The organism is Sphaerobacter sp., assembly GCF_019683595.1.
Taxonomy (GTDB): Bacteria; Chloroflexota; Chloroflexia; order Thermomicrobiales; family Thermomicrobiaceae; genus Sphaerobacter.
Genome location: NZ_JADGHZ010000077.1, coordinates 1 through 15194, shown reverse-complemented (window position 1 = coordinate 15194; position 15194 = coordinate 1). Strand labels below are relative to the sequence as shown.

Annotated in this window: 15 protein-coding genes; 9 read left to right on the top strand and 6 right to left on the bottom strand. The window is 68.6% G+C overall.

Translation table 11 applies throughout. From position 1 onward, the window contains the following. Positions 1 to 532 precede the first annotated feature (532 nt). The 6 genes from accC to IRZ30_RS09745 form a co-directional block, all read right to left on the bottom strand. Complete coding sequence (accC, locus tag IRZ30_RS09770) at positions 533 to 1906, bottom strand: acetyl-CoA carboxylase biotin carboxylase subunit (protein ID WP_294084802.1); 1374 nt, start codon at positions 1904 to 1906, stop codon at positions 533 to 535. Between the two features lie 22 nt (positions 1907 to 1928). Next, complete coding sequence (gene fabG, locus IRZ30_RS09765; RefSeq protein WP_366945339.1) at positions 1929 to 2720, bottom strand: 3-oxoacyl-[acyl-carrier-protein] reductase; 792 nt, start codon at positions 2718 to 2720, stop codon at positions 1929 to 1931. A 110-nt stretch (positions 2721 to 2830) separates the two neighbouring features. After that, on the bottom strand, positions 2831 to 3721 hold the full coding sequence (gene fabD, locus IRZ30_RS09760) for an ACP S-malonyltransferase (protein WP_294084800.1): 891 nt from the start codon (positions 3719 to 3721) through the stop codon (positions 2831 to 2833). Then, positions 3714 to 4730 carry a beta-ketoacyl-ACP synthase III gene (locus tag IRZ30_RS09755; RefSeq protein WP_294084799.1) on the bottom strand — a complete coding sequence of 339 codons (1017 nt, stop codon included), beginning with the start codon at positions 4728 to 4730 and terminating at the stop codon, positions 3714 to 3716. The genes fabD and IRZ30_RS09755 overlap by 8 nt, the downstream gene beginning before the upstream one ends. A 109-nt stretch (positions 4731 to 4839) precedes the next feature. Next, a complete protein-coding gene (rpmF, locus tag IRZ30_RS09750; protein WP_294084798.1) occupies positions 4840 to 5049 on the bottom strand; it encodes a 50S ribosomal protein L32 in 210 nt (69 codons plus the stop codon). A gap of 83 nt (positions 5050 to 5132) precedes the next feature. Further along, the gene (locus tag IRZ30_RS09745) at positions 5133 to 5666 is read right to left on the bottom strand and encodes a DUF177 domain-containing protein (protein WP_294084797.1); all 534 of its coding nucleotides are present in this window, start codon (positions 5664 to 5666) and stop codon (positions 5133 to 5135) included. A 190-nt stretch (positions 5667 to 5856) separates the two neighbouring features. On the opposite strand from IRZ30_RS09745, the gene IRZ30_RS09740 reads away from it, so the two are divergent. The 9 genes from IRZ30_RS09740 (at position 5857) to phoU (ending at position 15109) form a co-directional block, all read left to right on the top strand. Beyond that, positions 5857 to 6336, top strand: a complete 480-nt coding sequence (locus tag IRZ30_RS09740) for a DinB family protein (protein ID WP_294084796.1) — start codon at positions 5857 to 5859, stop codon at positions 6334 to 6336. 327 nt (positions 6337 to 6663) lie between these two features. Beyond that, entirely contained in the window at positions 6664 to 7365 is a 702-nt protein-coding gene (locus IRZ30_RS09735) for a response regulator transcription factor (protein WP_294084795.1), read from the top strand. 4 nt (positions 7366 to 7369) lie between these two features. Continuing rightward, positions 7370 to 9166, top strand: a complete 1797-nt coding sequence (locus tag IRZ30_RS09730; protein WP_294084794.1) for an ATP-binding protein — start codon at positions 7370 to 7372, stop codon at positions 9164 to 9166. A gap of 356 nt (positions 9167 to 9522) precedes the next feature. Further along, positions 9523 to 10731 (top strand): phosphate ABC transporter substrate-binding protein PstS, encoded by a 1209-nt coding sequence (gene pstS / locus IRZ30_RS09725; protein WP_294084793.1) that lies wholly within the window; start codon positions 9523 to 9525, stop codon positions 10729 to 10731. Between the two features lie 110 nt (positions 10732 to 10841). After that, positions 10842 to 11813, top strand: a complete 972-nt coding sequence (gene pstC, locus IRZ30_RS09720; protein WP_294084792.1) for a phosphate ABC transporter permease subunit PstC — start codon at positions 10842 to 10844, stop codon at positions 11811 to 11813. Further along, positions 11814 to 12689: a phosphate ABC transporter permease PstA gene (pstA, locus tag IRZ30_RS09715; protein ID WP_294084791.1), complete on the top strand. Its 876-nt coding sequence runs from the start codon at positions 11814 to 11816 to the stop codon at positions 12687 to 12689. A gap of 50 nt (positions 12690 to 12739) precedes the next feature. Further along, positions 12740 to 13522 carry a phosphate ABC transporter ATP-binding protein gene (locus tag IRZ30_RS09710; RefSeq protein WP_366945340.1) on the top strand — a complete coding sequence of 261 codons (783 nt, stop codon included), beginning with the start codon at positions 12740 to 12742 and terminating at the stop codon, positions 13520 to 13522. Further along, positions 13522 to 14400, top strand: a complete 879-nt coding sequence (gene pstB, locus IRZ30_RS09705; RefSeq protein WP_294084790.1) for a phosphate ABC transporter ATP-binding protein PstB — start codon at positions 13522 to 13524, stop codon at positions 14398 to 14400. Before IRZ30_RS09710 ends, pstB begins: the two co-directional genes overlap by 1 nt. Before the next feature lie 13 nt (positions 14401 to 14413). Further along, a complete protein-coding gene (phoU, locus tag IRZ30_RS09700) occupies positions 14414 to 15109 on the top strand; it encodes a phosphate signaling complex protein PhoU (protein ID WP_273032867.1) in 696 nt (231 codons plus the stop codon). The last annotated feature ends 85 nt before the right edge of the window (positions 15110 to 15194 follow it).

Sequence of the window (15194 nt, the reverse complement as noted above, 5' to 3'; positions counted from 1 at the left end):
GCGAAGCCCGCGAACACGACCTGAGGCGAACCGGCGCTAACACCGTGGCGTTGAGGGTCTTCGGCCTCGGCGCGTGCCCGGGGCTAAAGCCGCCGGGCTCACTAAGAATGCCGGCTGAAGCCGGCTGGGAATGGCGACGACGCCTAGCGGGGTGGTAAGAGGAGCGTCATTGCCGGCGTGTGCCCGGGGCTCAAGCCGCCGGGCTGAACAGTGGGCAAGCCCACTGAAGGGGCTACGATGACCACGTGCAGGAGTGTCCGCTCCGGCAGCCCGCCTGGAGCGGCGTCCCCAGCCCCTTCAGTGGGCTTCGCCTGCTCAGCCCGGCGGCTTGAGCCCCGGGCACACGCCGACCGCGCACACCCAACGAACTCGCCAAACTCCATTACTCCCAGGCACGCGCCGCACGCATAGCGATCCGCATCGCGCCCGGCGCTGGGTCCAGCGCTGCAAGGAGATGGACGGCAGCGCACAGCGCCGCGCGGCTTGGGAATGCTGAGCGGCATCAGGAAAACACGCGGCGGCTGGCGCGTGGCTACAACTCCAGCGACGCCGTCATCGGGCCGGAACGGGCCAGAAACTGTTGCACAAAGCGCGTGGAGATCTGCCCGGCACGGAAGGCCGGGTCGTCCAGGAGCCGCAGGTGGAAGCCGGTCGTGGTGTCCACGCCCCCGATCACCGTCTCCGCCAGCGCCCGCCGCAGCCGTGCGATCGCTTCGTCCCGCGTCGGCGCCCAGGCAATCACCTTTGCCAGCAGCGAGTCGTAGTAGGGCGGGACCACGTAGCCGGGGTAGAGGTGGCTGTCGACGCGAATGCCCGGGCCGCCAGGAAGCACCAGGCCGCTGATCTCGCCGCAACTCGGCTGGAAGTCGTGGTCGGGCTGCTCGGCGGTGATGCGCACCTCGATCGCGTGCCCGCGCGTGCGCACGTCCCGCTGCGAGAAGTCCAGCGTCTCGCCCGCCGCGACCCGAATCTGCCACTGCACCAGGTCGATCCCGGTCACCATCTCCGTGACCGGATGCTCCACCTGGATCCTGGTGTTCGCCTCGGTGAAGTAGAAGCGGCCGTCCTTGTCGACCAGGAACTCGAAGGTCCCGGCGTTGGTGTACCCGATGGCCTTGGCGGCCTTCACCGCCGCCTTCGCCAGGTTTTCCCGAACCTTGTTGGAGAGGTTCGGCGCCGGCGACTCCTCGACGAGCTTCTGATAGCGCCGCTGAAGCGAGCAATCCCGCTCGCCCAGGGCAACCACGTGGCCGTGGTGGTCGGCAAGAACCTGCACCTCGACGTGGCGCGGTTCCTCCAGATAGCGCTCGATGTACACCGCGCCGTTGCCGAAGGCTGCCTGCGCCTCGGACTGTGCCACCGGGAATAGGCGAATCAGCTCGCGCTCGTCCTGGGCGACGCGCATCCCGCGGCCGCCGCCGCCCGCCACGGCCTTGATGAGGACCGGGTAGCCGATCCGCCGGGCTACCTCGCGCGCCGCGGTCGTGTCGTGGACCGGCTCTTCCACGCCCGGGATGATCGGCAGCCCCGCCTTGCGCATCATCGCGCGGGCCGTCGCCTTGTTGCCCATCTGGGCGATGACGTCCGCCGACGGGCCGATGAAGGTGAGGTTGCACTCGCGGCAGATCTCGGCCAGTGAGGGGCTCTCAGCCAGGAAGCCGTAGCCGGGGTGCAGCGCGTCGCAGCCGGTCACGATGGCCGCGCTGATGATGGCCGGGATGTTGTTGTAGCTCCGCCCGGCCGGAGCGGGGCCGATGCAGACCGCCTCGTCCGACAGCCGGACCGGCAGGCTGTCGCGGTCGGCCTCGGAGTAGGCGACCACCGCCTTGATGCCGAGCTCACGACACGCGCGCAGCACCCGCAGCGCGATCTCACCACGGTTCGCAATCAGAATCTTTCGGAACACCAGGTCTCCTCACGGCGCCTCATCAGGTCGCCATGAACAGGCCGCCGTCGACGCTCAGCACCGCACCGGTGATGTACCCGGCCGCCGGGGATGCGAGGAACGCGATCGCCTCGGCGACGTCCTCCGGCTTCCCGAAGCGCTGGAGCGGGATCTGCTTGAGGGCCGCCTCCTGCAATTCCGCCGGGATTGCATCGGTCAGCCGGGTCTCAATGAAGCCCGGCGCGACCGCGTTGACCGTGATCCCGCGTGACCCGACTTCGCGCGCCAGCGACTTGGTCAGCCCGACGATCCCCGCCTTCGACGCGGCGTAGTTGACCTGCCCGACGTTGCCGACCAGCCCGACGACCGAGGTCAGGTTCACGATCCGGCCGTAGCGCTGCCGCATCATCGGGCGGATCGCCGCCTTGCAGCAGAGGAATGTGCTCGTCAGGTTGGTCTGCAGGACGGCGTTCCAGTCCTCTTCCTTCATCCGCATCATGAGGGTGTCACGGGTGATGCCGGCGTTGTTCACGAGGACGTCGAGGCGGCCGAACTGGTTGATCGTCTCCTCGATCAGCCGGCCCACGGCATCCGCGTCGGTCACGTCGGCCTGGATCGCGATGGCGGTCCCACCCGCCGCGACGATCTCATCAACGACTGCCTTCGCTTCCGACTCGTCACCGCGATAGTTGACGACGACCTGATAGCCGTCGCGGGCCAAGCGCAGCGCGGTCGCGCGCCCGATGCCGCGCACCGCCCCCGTGACGATGGCCGACCGCGTCACCGCCTCCTCAGCCACGCTCCCCACCTCCTCGCGTGATGCGTCATGCGTCATACGTCATTCGTGCTGCGTGCTTCGTGTTGTGTGGCCTTACGCCATCGTGCAGGTCGGAACACGGCACGTCTTTGACGCATGACGCATGACGTATGACGAGTGCCGTATCCTCACCCCAGCAACGGCTCGACCGGCACGGCCTCCACGCCGGGGACGATCCGCGGGATCAGGCCGGACAAGACCTTACCCGGGCCAATCTCGAAGAATCGGCGGGCGCCATGGTCGTGCGCCGCGCGCACCACTTCCACCCAGCGGACAGACGCCGTGATCTGTTCCAGCAACTCGGTCCTGATTTCGTCCGGGTCGCGCAGCGGGCGGGCATCGACGTCGGCGATCAGCGGGGCGATCGGCTCCCGCATCGGCGCGGCCTCGATCATGGGCCGCAGCGCCTCCGCCACCGGCTCCATCAGCGACGAATGGAAGGCACCGTTGACCGGCAAGGTCACAACCCGCCGCGCACCGCGCTCCTTGGCCAGGGCAGCCGCCGCCTCCAGCGCCTCGCTCCGCCCGCTCAGCGTCGTCTGGCCCGGCGCGTTGAAGTTGGCCACCTCGACGCCGGTCTCGCGCGCGACCTCCTCCAGCACCGCGTCGTCGAGCCCCAGCACCGCAACCATGCCGCCACGGCCGTGCTCTTCCATAAGCTCGCCCCGCCGCCGCACGATGCGCGCGGCGTCGGCCAGCTCGAGCGCCCCGGCGGCGACCAGCGCGGTGTACTCGCCCAGGCTGTGCCCGGCAACGCACACGGGATCCGGCAGCGCGCCCTCCTCGCGCAGGACGGCGAAATAGGCGATGCTGGTGGCCAGAATGGCCGGCTGTTGGTTCTTGGTCGAGATCAGTGCCTCGTCCGGCCCGTCGAAGATCGTCTGGGAGAGTGGGAAGCCAAGGGCGTCGTCGACCGCCTCGAAGACGGCTCGGGCCGCGGCGGAGCGCTCTGCCAGGGCCTTGCCCATCCCGACCCGCTGCGACCCCTGGCCGGGGAAGACCCAGGCAACGTCACTCACCACCGCTCACCCTTTCCACACCGTCGCGTCCCCAGCGCACGACCGTCGCGCCCCAGGACAACCCGGCGCCGAAGCCGACGAGGACGACGTTCATCCCCGGCCGCAATGCCCCCGCCTCCACCGCCTCCACGATGCAGATGGGCACCGAGGCGGCCGAGGTGTTCCCGTACCGGTCTAGGTTGGCCCAGATCCGTTCACGTGGCAAGTCCAGCCGCTTGGCAGCGGCGTCGATGATCCGGATGTTGGCCTGGTGCGGGATCAAGAGGTCGATATCGGCCAGCGACAGGCCCGCCTGCTCGACCGCCGCCGCGGCAGCCTCGCCGATGACGCGCACCGAGAAGCGGAAGACCTCGCTGCCGTTCATCTTCATGTACGGCCGCCGCAGCGCCTCGCGGTTTCCGTCCTGGACAATTCCGGTGCCCCAGCCGTCCACGTAGAGATGACAGGCACCGCGGCCATCGGAGCCGAGGACCGTCGAGAGGATGCCGACCGGCTCTTCTGTCGCTTGCAGCACCACCGCCCCGGCGCCGTCACCGAAGAGGATGCACGTGCCGCGGTCGGTGAAATCGATCATCCGGGTGAGCGTATCCGCCCCCACGACCAGCACGGTGCGCAAGGTGCCGGCGCGGACGAACTGGGCGGCGACATTGATCGCGTAGATGAACCCGGCGCAGGCCGCGACCACATCGAACGCCCCGGCGCGGAACGCGCCCAGCTCGCGCTGGAGCAGGGACGCGGTCGCGGGCATGAAGGTATCCGGGGTTGTGGTCGCCAGGACAATCAGGTCGAGATCCAGCGGCGAGATCCCGGCCACATCCAGCGCCTGGCGCGCCGCAGTCAGTGACAGGCTGAGGGTCGTCTCCGACGGGGAAGCGATACGTCGCTCGCGAATGCCCGTGCGCGTGACAATCCACTCGTCGGAGGTGTCGACCATCCGCTCGAGGTCAGCATTCGTCAAGACTTGCTTCGGGAGGGCCATGCCCCACCCGGTAATGGCGGCGTTCCGCACGTTCCGAGGCTACCCCTTCCCCCACGGTGCGGTGAGCGCGCCACAGGCGCCAAGCCTGGGACTGGCCGCACGTCCCCCCGACGGCCTCGCTCCCGGCCGTGGCCGGCTACTACTGCTGCTGGGACTGACGCCGCGACCGCTTGCTGACGTCGATGACCTGGCGCCCCTTATAGGTGCCGCAGTTCGGGCAGACGTAGTGCGTCCGCTTCTTCTCACCACACGTGGGGCAGGTCATCAACTGCGGCAGCTTCAGCCAGTGATGCCGCCGCCGGTTACCCTGCCGGTGTGAGCTGACCTTCTTCTTGGGAAGCGCTCCCATCTTCCACCATCCTCCTCGTGCCGCCACCCGGGATCGGCCCGGCGGCGGAACCCGATTACCGCCACGCAGGGCGGTGCTGCCGGCTATTCGGTGCCCTCATCGAGCAAGGTGCGCAGCACGGCGAAGCGGTCATCCACCTCGTCCTCGGCCGCCGGGAACTCCCGCTGGAATCCCGCGCAGTCCTCGCCACACACCGGGCGCATCGGCAGCGCCAGAATAATCACCTGGCGCAACAACGGCGCCAAATCAAGCTCATGGTTGTGGTCGATGATGAAGACGTCGTCGTCCTCCGGATTGTCGATCGGCACTCCGGTGCGCACGTCCACGCTGGGACGGAACTCACCATCGAACACACTGCGGAACGGCTGGTCGAACTCATTTAAGCAGCGCACGCACTGCACGTTCGCGACGCCAGCCACTTCGCCATCTACCAGGATACCAGCTTCGATGCGCGTCAGGCGGATGTTCGCCTCGACATCGCGCGCCCACTGCCCCTCATCCAACGTCAGACGCTGGAGGTGAATCTGGAAGGTGCGCGTCGCTCCAACCGGCTGCTTGAGCAGTTGTGCGACGTTGAGCACCGTGTCGTTTGCGAGGTCCGGCAAGCGTAGATCCATGATGGTCCTCCTGGCAGCCTGCGCCTCCTGGGCAAGATGGGCGCAAACTGGTCTAGTGTATCATGCCGTGGCGCAGGTTGTGTACCTCGGAGCCAGCGACACAGGATGAGAGGGATTGCGTGGCGGCCGTCCACGACACCATCACCGTACCCGCTCGCTGATCCCGCCGGACGACACCACGGGAGAAGCCATGGGCACGACACGCGATCCGACAGCCAGACTCCTCGCGGCGCTCGACGCCGCGTGGAACGATTTTCACGCCTCCTACGACGGCCTGTCCGACGACGAACTCCTCGAACCGGGCGTGAGCGGCGCGTGGTCGATTCGCGACATCATGGCCCACGTGAGCTGGTGGGAAGAGGAGGCGCTGAAACACCTCCCCGTGATCCTCGCGGGCGGTCGCCCACCGCGCTACGCAGACGTCTACGGCGGCATCGACGCCTTCAACGCGCGCAAGGCTGAAGAGTGGCGCAGCCGGTCGCTCGCCGAGGTCCGCCACCGCCTCCACGAGACACACAACCGCCTCGTCGCGTATCTCCACCAGGTGCCGCCCGACCAGCTCAAGAGCGGCACACGCTTTCGCCGCCGCCTGCGCCTCGACACCTACGGCCATTACCCGCTCCACGCCCAGGCGATCCGCGAGTGGCGCACGCGGCGGGAAAGCCACTGACCGCCCGCTGCAGGAGACCGGCCAACTCTCTTGGCGCATGGAGTTTGACGAATCACCGTGATCCACCGGAGCCGACCCCGTCGCCCAGCGGCCGTCGTCCCGAGCGAAGCCGGAGGGGGCGGCCAGCCGCCCCCGGCGACTCCGTCCGAGCCGAAGGGCCGCTCCGGTACGTGGCCGGTCCAACGCGAGATCCTTCGCTCCGCGAAGGATGACGCGAGTGCGGTTTCGATTGCTGGCGGAGATACCAGGTCAATTCGTCCATCTCAATGAGCCGATTGGTAGAATGGCGCTGCGGGAGGCAGGTAACCACGATTACGGGAGGTGCAGGTGGCGCGGATCCTCGTCGTCGAGGATGAAGCAAGTATCCGCACGACGATCGCATACAACCTCAAAAAGGCGGGGCACGACGTGCGCACCGTCGCCGACGGCGAGGCCGCCATCGCTCAGGCCAACGCCGATCCGCCCGATCTGGTCATCCTCGACATCATGCTCCCCACCATCGACGGCTTCGATGTCTGCCGACACATCCGCCGTTCTAGCTCGGTGCCGATCCTCATGCTCACCGCGCGGGACGATGAGGTCGACCGCGTCGTCGGCCTGGAGATCGGGGCCGACGACTACGTCACCAAGCCCTTCTCGATGCGAGAACTTATGGCCCGCGTCAAAGCGCTCCTGCGCCGCCGCGAGCTGCTGGAGCAGGAACTCGCCAGCAACCCGGACGGCCGGGAGGAAGTCTTCGAGATCGGCACCCTGCGCATCGACCCGGGCGCCTACCGCGTGACCCGCGACGGCCGCGAGGTTCAGCTCACGCCCAAAGAGATGGACCTGCTGGTCTACCTCGCCCGGCACCGGGGAAACGTCTGCCCAACCCGCCGGATCCTCGAGGCGGTCTGGGGGTACGACTACTACGGCGACAACCGCACCGTGGCCGTGCATATCCATGGCCTGCGAGAGAAACTGGAGGAAGACCCGCGCCAGCCCCGGCTGATCGAGACGGTTCGCGGCGTGGGGTATCGCCTGGCAGGGTAGCATCGTGCTCCGTCGGCTCCACACGCGCCTCAGTCTCGGCTACATCGCGCTCATGGCGGGCGTATTCCTCCTGTTGGGAGCCTACCTCGTCAACTACGTCCAGGACCTGGAACGACAGGAACTGCGCACTCGACTCGAGTCCCAGGCGTGGCTCGTGGCCCTGGCGGCCGCGCCGATGATCGGGACCACGGAGGAGCCCAACCTTCAGGAGTTCGCCCAGGACGCAGCCGGCCAGATCGACGCCCGGGTCACGATCGTCGACCAGGAGGGCCGCGTGCTCGGCGACTCGGAGGCGGACCCCGCGACGATGGAGAACCACGCGGACCGCCCCGAGGTGGCCGCGGCGCTCTCCGGCCAGATCGGTGAGTCGAGCCGCCCGAGCGACACCCTCGACCGCACCCTGATCTACCTCGCCGTCCCGATCGTGCGCGATGGCGAGCAGCTCGGCGCCGCGCGCGTCGCCCTGCCGAGCGACCAGTTCGCCGGCTGGCTGCGAAATATCGTGGTGGCGGTCGTCGCCGCCCTCGGGATCGCCGCCCTGGCGATCGCTGCACTCTCAGCCATCCTGGCGGGGGTCATCACCCGCCCGCTCAGCGAGCTGATCCAGACCGCGCGTCGAATCGCACAGGGTGACCTGGCGGCCCGCGCCCCGGAGCACGCCGGAGGCGAAATCGCGGAGCTGTCCCACGCCTTCAACGAGATGACCACCACGCTGCAGGCCAACATCGACGCGATCGAGGCCGAGCGGGCACGCCTGAGCGCGATCGTCGAGCACCTGACCGATGGGATCCTGATTGTCGACGATCAGGGCCAGCTCGCGCTGATCAACAACGCGGCCGAACGGCTCCTGGGCACCCCCCGAGACCGCCTGCTGAACCGTCCCTACGCGCTGGCCGTGCGGGATCACGATCTGGCCGAGGTCATCGCACAGGCGCACAGCGGGGACGAACCGGTCAGGCGGCTGTTCGAGATTGGGCAGCCGCGCCGCTACGTCGAGGCGGTGGCCTACTCCATCCCCCACCGCGCGACGCCGGTCGTCGTCATTCTGCGGGACGTCACCGAGTTGCGCCGGACCGACATGATCCGGCGGGATTTCGTCGCCAACGTCTCGCACGAGCTTCGCACGCCCATCGCGTCCCTCAAGGCTCTGGTCGAGACGCTCCTCGACGGCGCATTGGAGGACGAAGAGGTCGCGCACGAGTTCCTGGCGCGCATGGAAACTGAGGTCGACGGGCTCGCCCGGCTGGTCCAGGATCTCCTGGAGCTCTCCCGCGCGGAGTCCGGCCGGCTGACCCTGAGCCCGGTGGCCGCCGACATCCGGCGGGTGGCTGAGCAGGTCATCGCCCGCCTCCGCACCCAGGCCGAGCCGAAGAAACTCGATATCCGGATCGAGATCCCCGACGGGCTGCCGCCCGGCCGTTTCGACCCGGAGCGCATCGAGCAGGTCCTGGTCAACCTGGTCCACAACGCGGTGAAGTTCACCCCGCCCGGCGGCATCATCACCGTCGGGGCAGCGGCCGAAGACGACCACCTGGTCGTCTGGGTGGCCGACACCGGCCCCGGCGTTGCCCCCGAGGATCGGGATCGAATCTTCGAGCGGTTCTACAAGACGGATCGCTCCCGCGCCGACGCCGGAACCGGGTTGGGGCTCTCCATCGCCCGGCATCTCGTCGAACTGCACGGCGGGCGCATCTGGGTCGACGGCACCGCCCGTCCCGGCACCACCATCAAGTTCACCCTCCCGCTCGCCCTCGAGCCCGCCCCAACCGGCGACTCCACTCCCAGCGCGCACCGAGCCTGAGGTCAGCTCTCACCCACCGGGCACCCGCTTGCACGCTCGATCCCAGCAAGATACCCCGCTTCTTGTTGTGTCATCCTGAGCGAAGTAAAGGATCTCGTGCTGGGGCGTCCGCACTCACTGGAGATCCTTCGCTTCGCTCAGGATGACATCGGTTGCTCCGAGTGACACGGCGGGGCATCCACCTGCGCTGGTAACGCGGGCCGGGGATCCCGACGCCACACAGCGATAGCACTCCTTTAATCGCTCCTTAATGCATCTCCGACAGTGGGCTAACACCCGGTTCCTACACTCAGGCCGGCAAGTCGGCTGGCGACGCTTGGGTCGCCGCCGCACAGCGGAACGATGAGGAGGAATCGGTGACAGCCCAATCATGGAAGCGACTCGGCGCGCTGATCGCCCTGCTCATGGTAGCGGCCATGGTGCTGGTCGCCTGCGGCGGCGGCAGCGACAGCACCCCAACCGCCGCCGGCGGGGATGGCGCGACGTCGACCGCCATCGGAGAGGCGTCGACGAGCGCGCCCGCCGGCAGCCCCACCGGCACCGGTGGCAGTACCAGTAACGGCGGCGCTCACAGCGACCTGCAGGCGAACCTGACGGGCTCTGGTGCGAGCTTCCCCGACCCGCTCTACCAGCGCTGGATCGAGGAATACAAGAGCGTCGCACCCGGCGTCACGATCAACTACCAGTCGGTCGGCTCCGGCCAGGGCAAGAACGACTTCATCAGCGGGGTAACCGACTTCGGCGGCACCGACGCCTACATGACCGATGAGGAGCTGGCCGAAGCGCCCGACACGCTCCACATCCCGACCGTCCTCGGCGCGGTCACGGTCACCTACAACCTGCCGGGCGTCGACGACCTCCGGTTCTCCGGCCCCACCCTCGCGGGCATCTTCCTCGGCCAGATCACGACCTGGAACGACCCGGCCATCGCGGCTGACAACCCCGGCGTCGAACTGCCCGATCAGCCGATCACCGTGGTCTACCGATCGGACGGCTCCGGCACGACCGCCATCTTCACCGACTACCTGAGCAAGGTCAGCGAGGAGTGGGCATCCCAGGTCGGGAGCGGCACCGCGGTCCAGTGGCCGGTCGGCATCGGCGCCGAGAAGAACCCAGGCGTGACGGCGGCTGTCCAGCAGACGCCGGGAGCCATTGGCTATGTCGAGTTGATCTACGCGCTCGCGAACGATCTTCCGGCCCCCGCGATCAAGAACGCGGCGGGGAACTACGTCACCCCGTCGCTGGAGTCGGTGAGCGAAGCGGCCGCTGGGTTCCTGGCCGACCTGCCGGACGATCTGCGGGTGTCGATCACCAACCCACCGGAGGGTGAGAACGCCTACCCGATCGCGGGCTTCACCTGGATCCTCGTCCGCGGCCAGTACGACGACGAGGCCAAGGCCCGGGCGCTGACCGAGTTCCTCTATTGGGCACTGACCGAGGGTGATGGCTACGCGGAGGAGCTGCACTACGCGCCGCTGCCCGACCCGGTCAAGGAACTGGCGATCCAGAAGCTGGAGCAGATCACGGTTGGCGGCACACCGGTCTTCACCTCCCCCGCGCAATAGAACTGCGCGCCCCTCCTCCCCTCTCCCCTTGTGGGAGAGGGGGCCAGGGCGTGCGGGGAACGGATTACGGACGACCGACACTGCAGAAGGAAACGGCAGGAGAGATTCTCATGATCGCGACCGGGCAGCCCGTTTCCCGGTCTCACCGGCTCCGACGGCGGCTCCGGCACGGGGATGTTCCCTTCCGGCTGCTTGCCGCCACATTCGCGTTCGTCGTCGTCGCGCTCCTGGTGGCTATCGTCGGCGTCGCCTGGGACGGGTCGGCCGCCGCACGGGAGGCGTTCGGCCTGCGCTTTCTGACTCGCACTGCCTGGAACCCGGTCGCCGGCGAGTTTGGAGCGCTCCCCGCCATCTACGGCACGATCGTCTCCTCGGCGATTGCACTCTTGCTGGCAGCACCGCCCGGCATCATGATCGGCATCTTCCTGAGCGACCTCAGCCCGGCCCGGCTGCGCGGGCCGCTCTCGCTCATGGTCGAGCTCCTTGCCGCGATCCCCAGCGTCGTCTACGGCATGTGGGGGATCTTCGTCTTCATCCCGTTCTTCCGCGGGGCCATCGCTGAGCCGGTGTCACGCGCACTCGGCGACACCGTGCCCTTCCTGGCCGGGCCCGTCACCGTCGGGCGCGGCCTGCTGGTGGCGGGGATCATCCTGGCGATTATGATCCTCCCCACGATTGCGGCTGTCTCACGCGACGTGCTCTCGGTCGTACCGACGCACCAGCGCGAGGCCCTGCTGGCGCTCGGCGCCACCCGCTGGGAGGTCATCCGCCACGCGCTGCTCCCCTACGCCCGCGCCGGGATCGTCGGCGGGATGATGCTCGGCCTGGGCCGGGCACTCGGCGAGACGATGGCGGCGACCATGGTGATCGGCAACACGCCGCGGATCGATCCGTCACTCTTCCAGCCAGCGACGACAGCCGCCTCCCTGATCGCGAGCCAGCTCCCGACCACCAACACCGAGCTGCACTCCAGCGCGCTCGTCTACCTGGCGCTGGTTCTGTTCCTCATCACCCTGCTGGCCAACTCGATCGCCCGCCTCCTCGTCTGGCGCGTGGCGGGCGCCGCCGGGGGGAGACGCTAGATGTTCGACACCGTTGCGAACGCTGCCAGCGTGCGGTACCGCCGCCGGGTCTGGGTGAACCGGCTCATGCTCGGCCTCACCATCGGCTCGACCGCCGTCGCGCTGGTGCCGCTCGTCCTGATCCTCTCCTACGTGGTGCGACAGGGAGTTGGCGCGCTCAGCGTCGGGTTTTTCACCGAGACCTTCCGGCCGGTGACGATCGGCGTGGCCGGTGGCGCCGGGGGCGTGCTCCATGCCATCGTCGGCTCCGCTCTCATCGTCGGTGCGGCCCTGCTCCTGGCGACCCCGCTCGGCGTCCTGGCGGGCATCTACCTCGCCGAGTACCGATCCGGTCCCGCCGCGACCGTGATCCGCTTCTGCACGGACGTCCTGAGCGCCATGCCGTCGATCGTCGTCGGCGTGACCGCCTACGTCTTGATCGTGCAGCGGACTCGCCAGTTCTCCGGCCTGGCTGGATCGATCGCCCTGGCCGTGCTGATGGTGCCGGTCATCACGCGCACGACCGAGGAGATCCTGCAACTCGTCCCCCAGAGCATGCGCGAAGCGGCGGCGGCACTCGGCGCGCCGCGGTGGTGGACGACGCTCACGGTGGTGCTGCCGGCCGCGTTGGGGGGCATCGCCACTGGCGTCTTGCTCGCGATGGCACGCGCCGCGGGCGAAACGGCGCCGCTGCTGGTCACGGTGCTCGGCAACAACCAGCTCACCTTCGACATCTTCGGCCCGATGCAGGCCCTGCCGTTGCTGGCCTACCGGTACACCGAGCAGCCGTTCGCGGTGCTCAACGAGCAGGCGTGGGGCGCCGCGCTGATCCTCGTCGTGCTCGTGCTCGGGACGAACATCCTGGTCCGCGCCCTCACCCGACGCCGGGCCGGGTAGGAGAAGGAGCATCTGTGGCGACCACCCCGCCCACCGCACCGGCGATTCGAATGCCGCCCACCTCGGAGGCGCACCTGGTGTTGGAGGGACTCACGCTGCGCTACGGCGCCCGCATCGCCGTCGCACCGACCACGCTGACCATCCCGCGCCACCGGGTGACGGCGATCATCGGGCCATCGGGTGCGGGCAAGTCGACCCTGCTGCGCGCGCTGAACCGTCTCCACGAGACGGTCCCGGGCGCCGGTGTCGACGGCCGCGTCCTCCTCGACGGCGAGGACATCTACGGCCTTGGCGTCGACCCGATCCTCCTCCGGCGCAGGGTCGGTATGGTGTTCCAGCAGCCCAACCCACTGCTCACCCGCTCGATCGCCGAGAACGTGAGCATCGGGCTCGAACTCGTCGGCATGCCACGCCGGGAGCGCGCCGCGACCGTCGAGTGGGCGCTGCGTCGCGCGGCGCTCTGGGACGAGGTCCGCGACCGGCTGGATCACCCGGCCACCTCGCTCTCCGGCGGGCAGCAGCAGCGGCTCTGCATCGCCCGGACCCTCGCGGTCCGCCCTGAGGTGATCCTGATGGACGAGCCGGCCAGCGCACTCGACCCGATCGCCACCTCCCGCATCGAGGACCTGATTCGTGAGCTGGCGAGCGAGTTCACCGTCGTCATCGTGACCCACAACATGCAGCAGGCGGCCCGGATCGCGGACTACACCGTCTTCATGACCCCCAACGAGGACGGCGCCGGCGAGGTGGTCGAGGCCGGGCCGACAGAGGAGATCTTCACCGCGCCGCACAACCAGCGCACCGAGGACTACATCACCGGGAGGTTCGGCTAATGCAGCAAGCAGGAGTGACCACGGTGGTCCCCGAACGCCGCATCCACCTCGCCGTCGCCGGCGCCCGCGACGACGCCCCAGCGATCCCTGCAGCGAGCGAGGTCAAGCTGGACATACGCAAGCTCACCATCATCTACGGGCAGCGTGTCGCTGTGCGGGACATCGATCTGCGCATCCCCGCCCAGGCTGTGACCGCCATCATCGGTCCGTCGGGGTCGGGCAAGTCGACCCTGCTCCGGGCGCTGAATCGCATGCACGACGACGTACCCGGCGTGCGGGTCACCGGCGAAGTCCTCCTCGACGGGCAGCCCGTCTACGGGCCCGAAGTGGACCCCGTCGAAGTCCGGCGCCGGATCGGCATGGTCTTCCAGCGTCCCAACCCCTTCGCCAAGTCCATCTTCGATAACGTCGCCTTCGGCCTGACCGTCTTCGGCGCTCGCCGCCTCTCCCGTCGGGAGGTGGCGGAGCGGGTCGAGCGGGCTTTGCGTCAGGCTGCGCTCTGGGACGAAGTGAAGGACCGGTTGGACCAGCCGGCCACGTCGCTCTCCGGTGGACAGCAGCAGCGGCTATGCGTGGCCCGAGCGCTGGCTGTCGAGCCGGATGTCGTGCTCCTGGACGAGCCGACCAGTGCCCTCGACCCGATCGCCACGGGCCGGATCGAGCAGTTGATGCGGGAGCTGGTCGAGCAGCACGGGTACACCGTGGTCGTGGTCACGCACAACATGCAGCAGGCGGCTCGCGTCTCCGACGTGACCGCCTTCATGACCGTCGATGCGAGCCGCGCGGGGACACTCGTCGAGGTCGGCCCCACCGCTCGCATCTTCACCAACCCCCAGGACCAGCGGACCGAGGACTACATCACCGGCCGCGTGGGTTAGGAGCGAAGAGTCCATGACCGCACCAGGACAGCCCCGGGCTCACTACGATCGGCAGCTCGACACGCTGCGCCGGGATCTGCTGATGCTCGGCAGCGTCACCGAGAAGGCCGTCGCCCGCGCCGTCGATGCACTGCGCCGGCGCGACAGCGCGGTGGCACGGGAGGTCATCCGCGAGGATCGGAACATCGACGAGCGCAGCTACGACCTGGAGGAGCGCGCGCTCCTGCTACTCGCCACCCAGCAGCCACTTGCGACCGACCTGCGCACCATCGCGGCGACGCTCTTCATCATCACCGAGCTCGAGCGCATCGGCGACTACGCCGAGGGGATCGCCCGCATCACCCTCATGCTGGAGCCATACCCGCCGCTCAAGCCGCTGATCGACATCCCGCGCATGGCCGAGATCGTGCTGGAGATGCTCCACGGCAGCCTCGCCGCGTTCGTCGACGGGGATCTCGTGGCCTGCCAGGCCATCTGGCACCGGGACGACGAGGTGGACGCGCTCTACGATCAGGTCTACCGCGAGCTGCTCACCTACATGCTCTCCGACCCCGGCACCATCGAGCGCGCCACCCGCCTCATCTGGGCGGCGCACAACCTGGAGCGCATCGCCGACCGGGTGACCAACATCTGCGAGCGCACCGCCTTCGTCATCACCGGAAATCCCCGCGCGCTTCCGAGCGACGAGGAGGCAGCCCCCGGCGGGTGAGCGAATGCGCCGTCGCGACGACGCAGCAGGCCCACGACTGCCGTATCATGTGACCACACCGCTGAGCCCGGCAGCGCCGCACGGG

What these genes read in the sequence shown, in the direction of transcription:
- fabG (WP_366945339.1), bottom strand. Translation starts at nt 2,720, where the DNA reads ATGACGCATGACGCATCACGCGAGGAGGTGGGGAGCGTGGCTGAGGAG.
- rpmF (WP_294084798.1), bottom strand. Translation starts at nt 5,049, where the DNA reads ATGGGAGCGCTTCCCAAGAAGAAGGTCAGCTCACACCGGCAGGGTAAC.
- IRZ30_RS09745 (WP_294084797.1), bottom strand. Translation starts at nt 5,666, where the DNA reads ATGGATCTACGCTTGCCGGACCTCGCAAACGACACGGTGCTCAACGTC.
- IRZ30_RS09740 (WP_294084796.1), top strand. Translation starts at nt 5,857, where the DNA reads ATGGGCACGACACGCGATCCGACAGCCAGACTCCTCGCGGCGCTCGAC.
- pstC (WP_294084792.1), top strand. Translation starts at nt 10,842, where the DNA reads ATGATCGCGACCGGGCAGCCCGTTTCCCGGTCTCACCGGCTCCGACGG.
- pstA (WP_294084791.1), top strand. Translation starts at nt 11,814, where the DNA reads ATGTTCGACACCGTTGCGAACGCTGCCAGCGTGCGGTACCGCCGCCGG.
- IRZ30_RS09710 (WP_366945340.1), top strand. Translation starts at nt 12,740, where the DNA reads ATGCCGCCCACCTCGGAGGCGCACCTGGTGTTGGAGGGACTCACGCTG.
- pstB (WP_294084790.1), top strand. Translation starts at nt 13,522, where the DNA reads ATGCAGCAAGCAGGAGTGACCACGGTGGTCCCCGAACGCCGCATCCAC.
- phoU (WP_273032867.1), top strand. Translation starts at nt 14,414, where the DNA reads ATGACCGCACCAGGACAGCCCCGGGCTCACTACGATCGGCAGCTCGAC.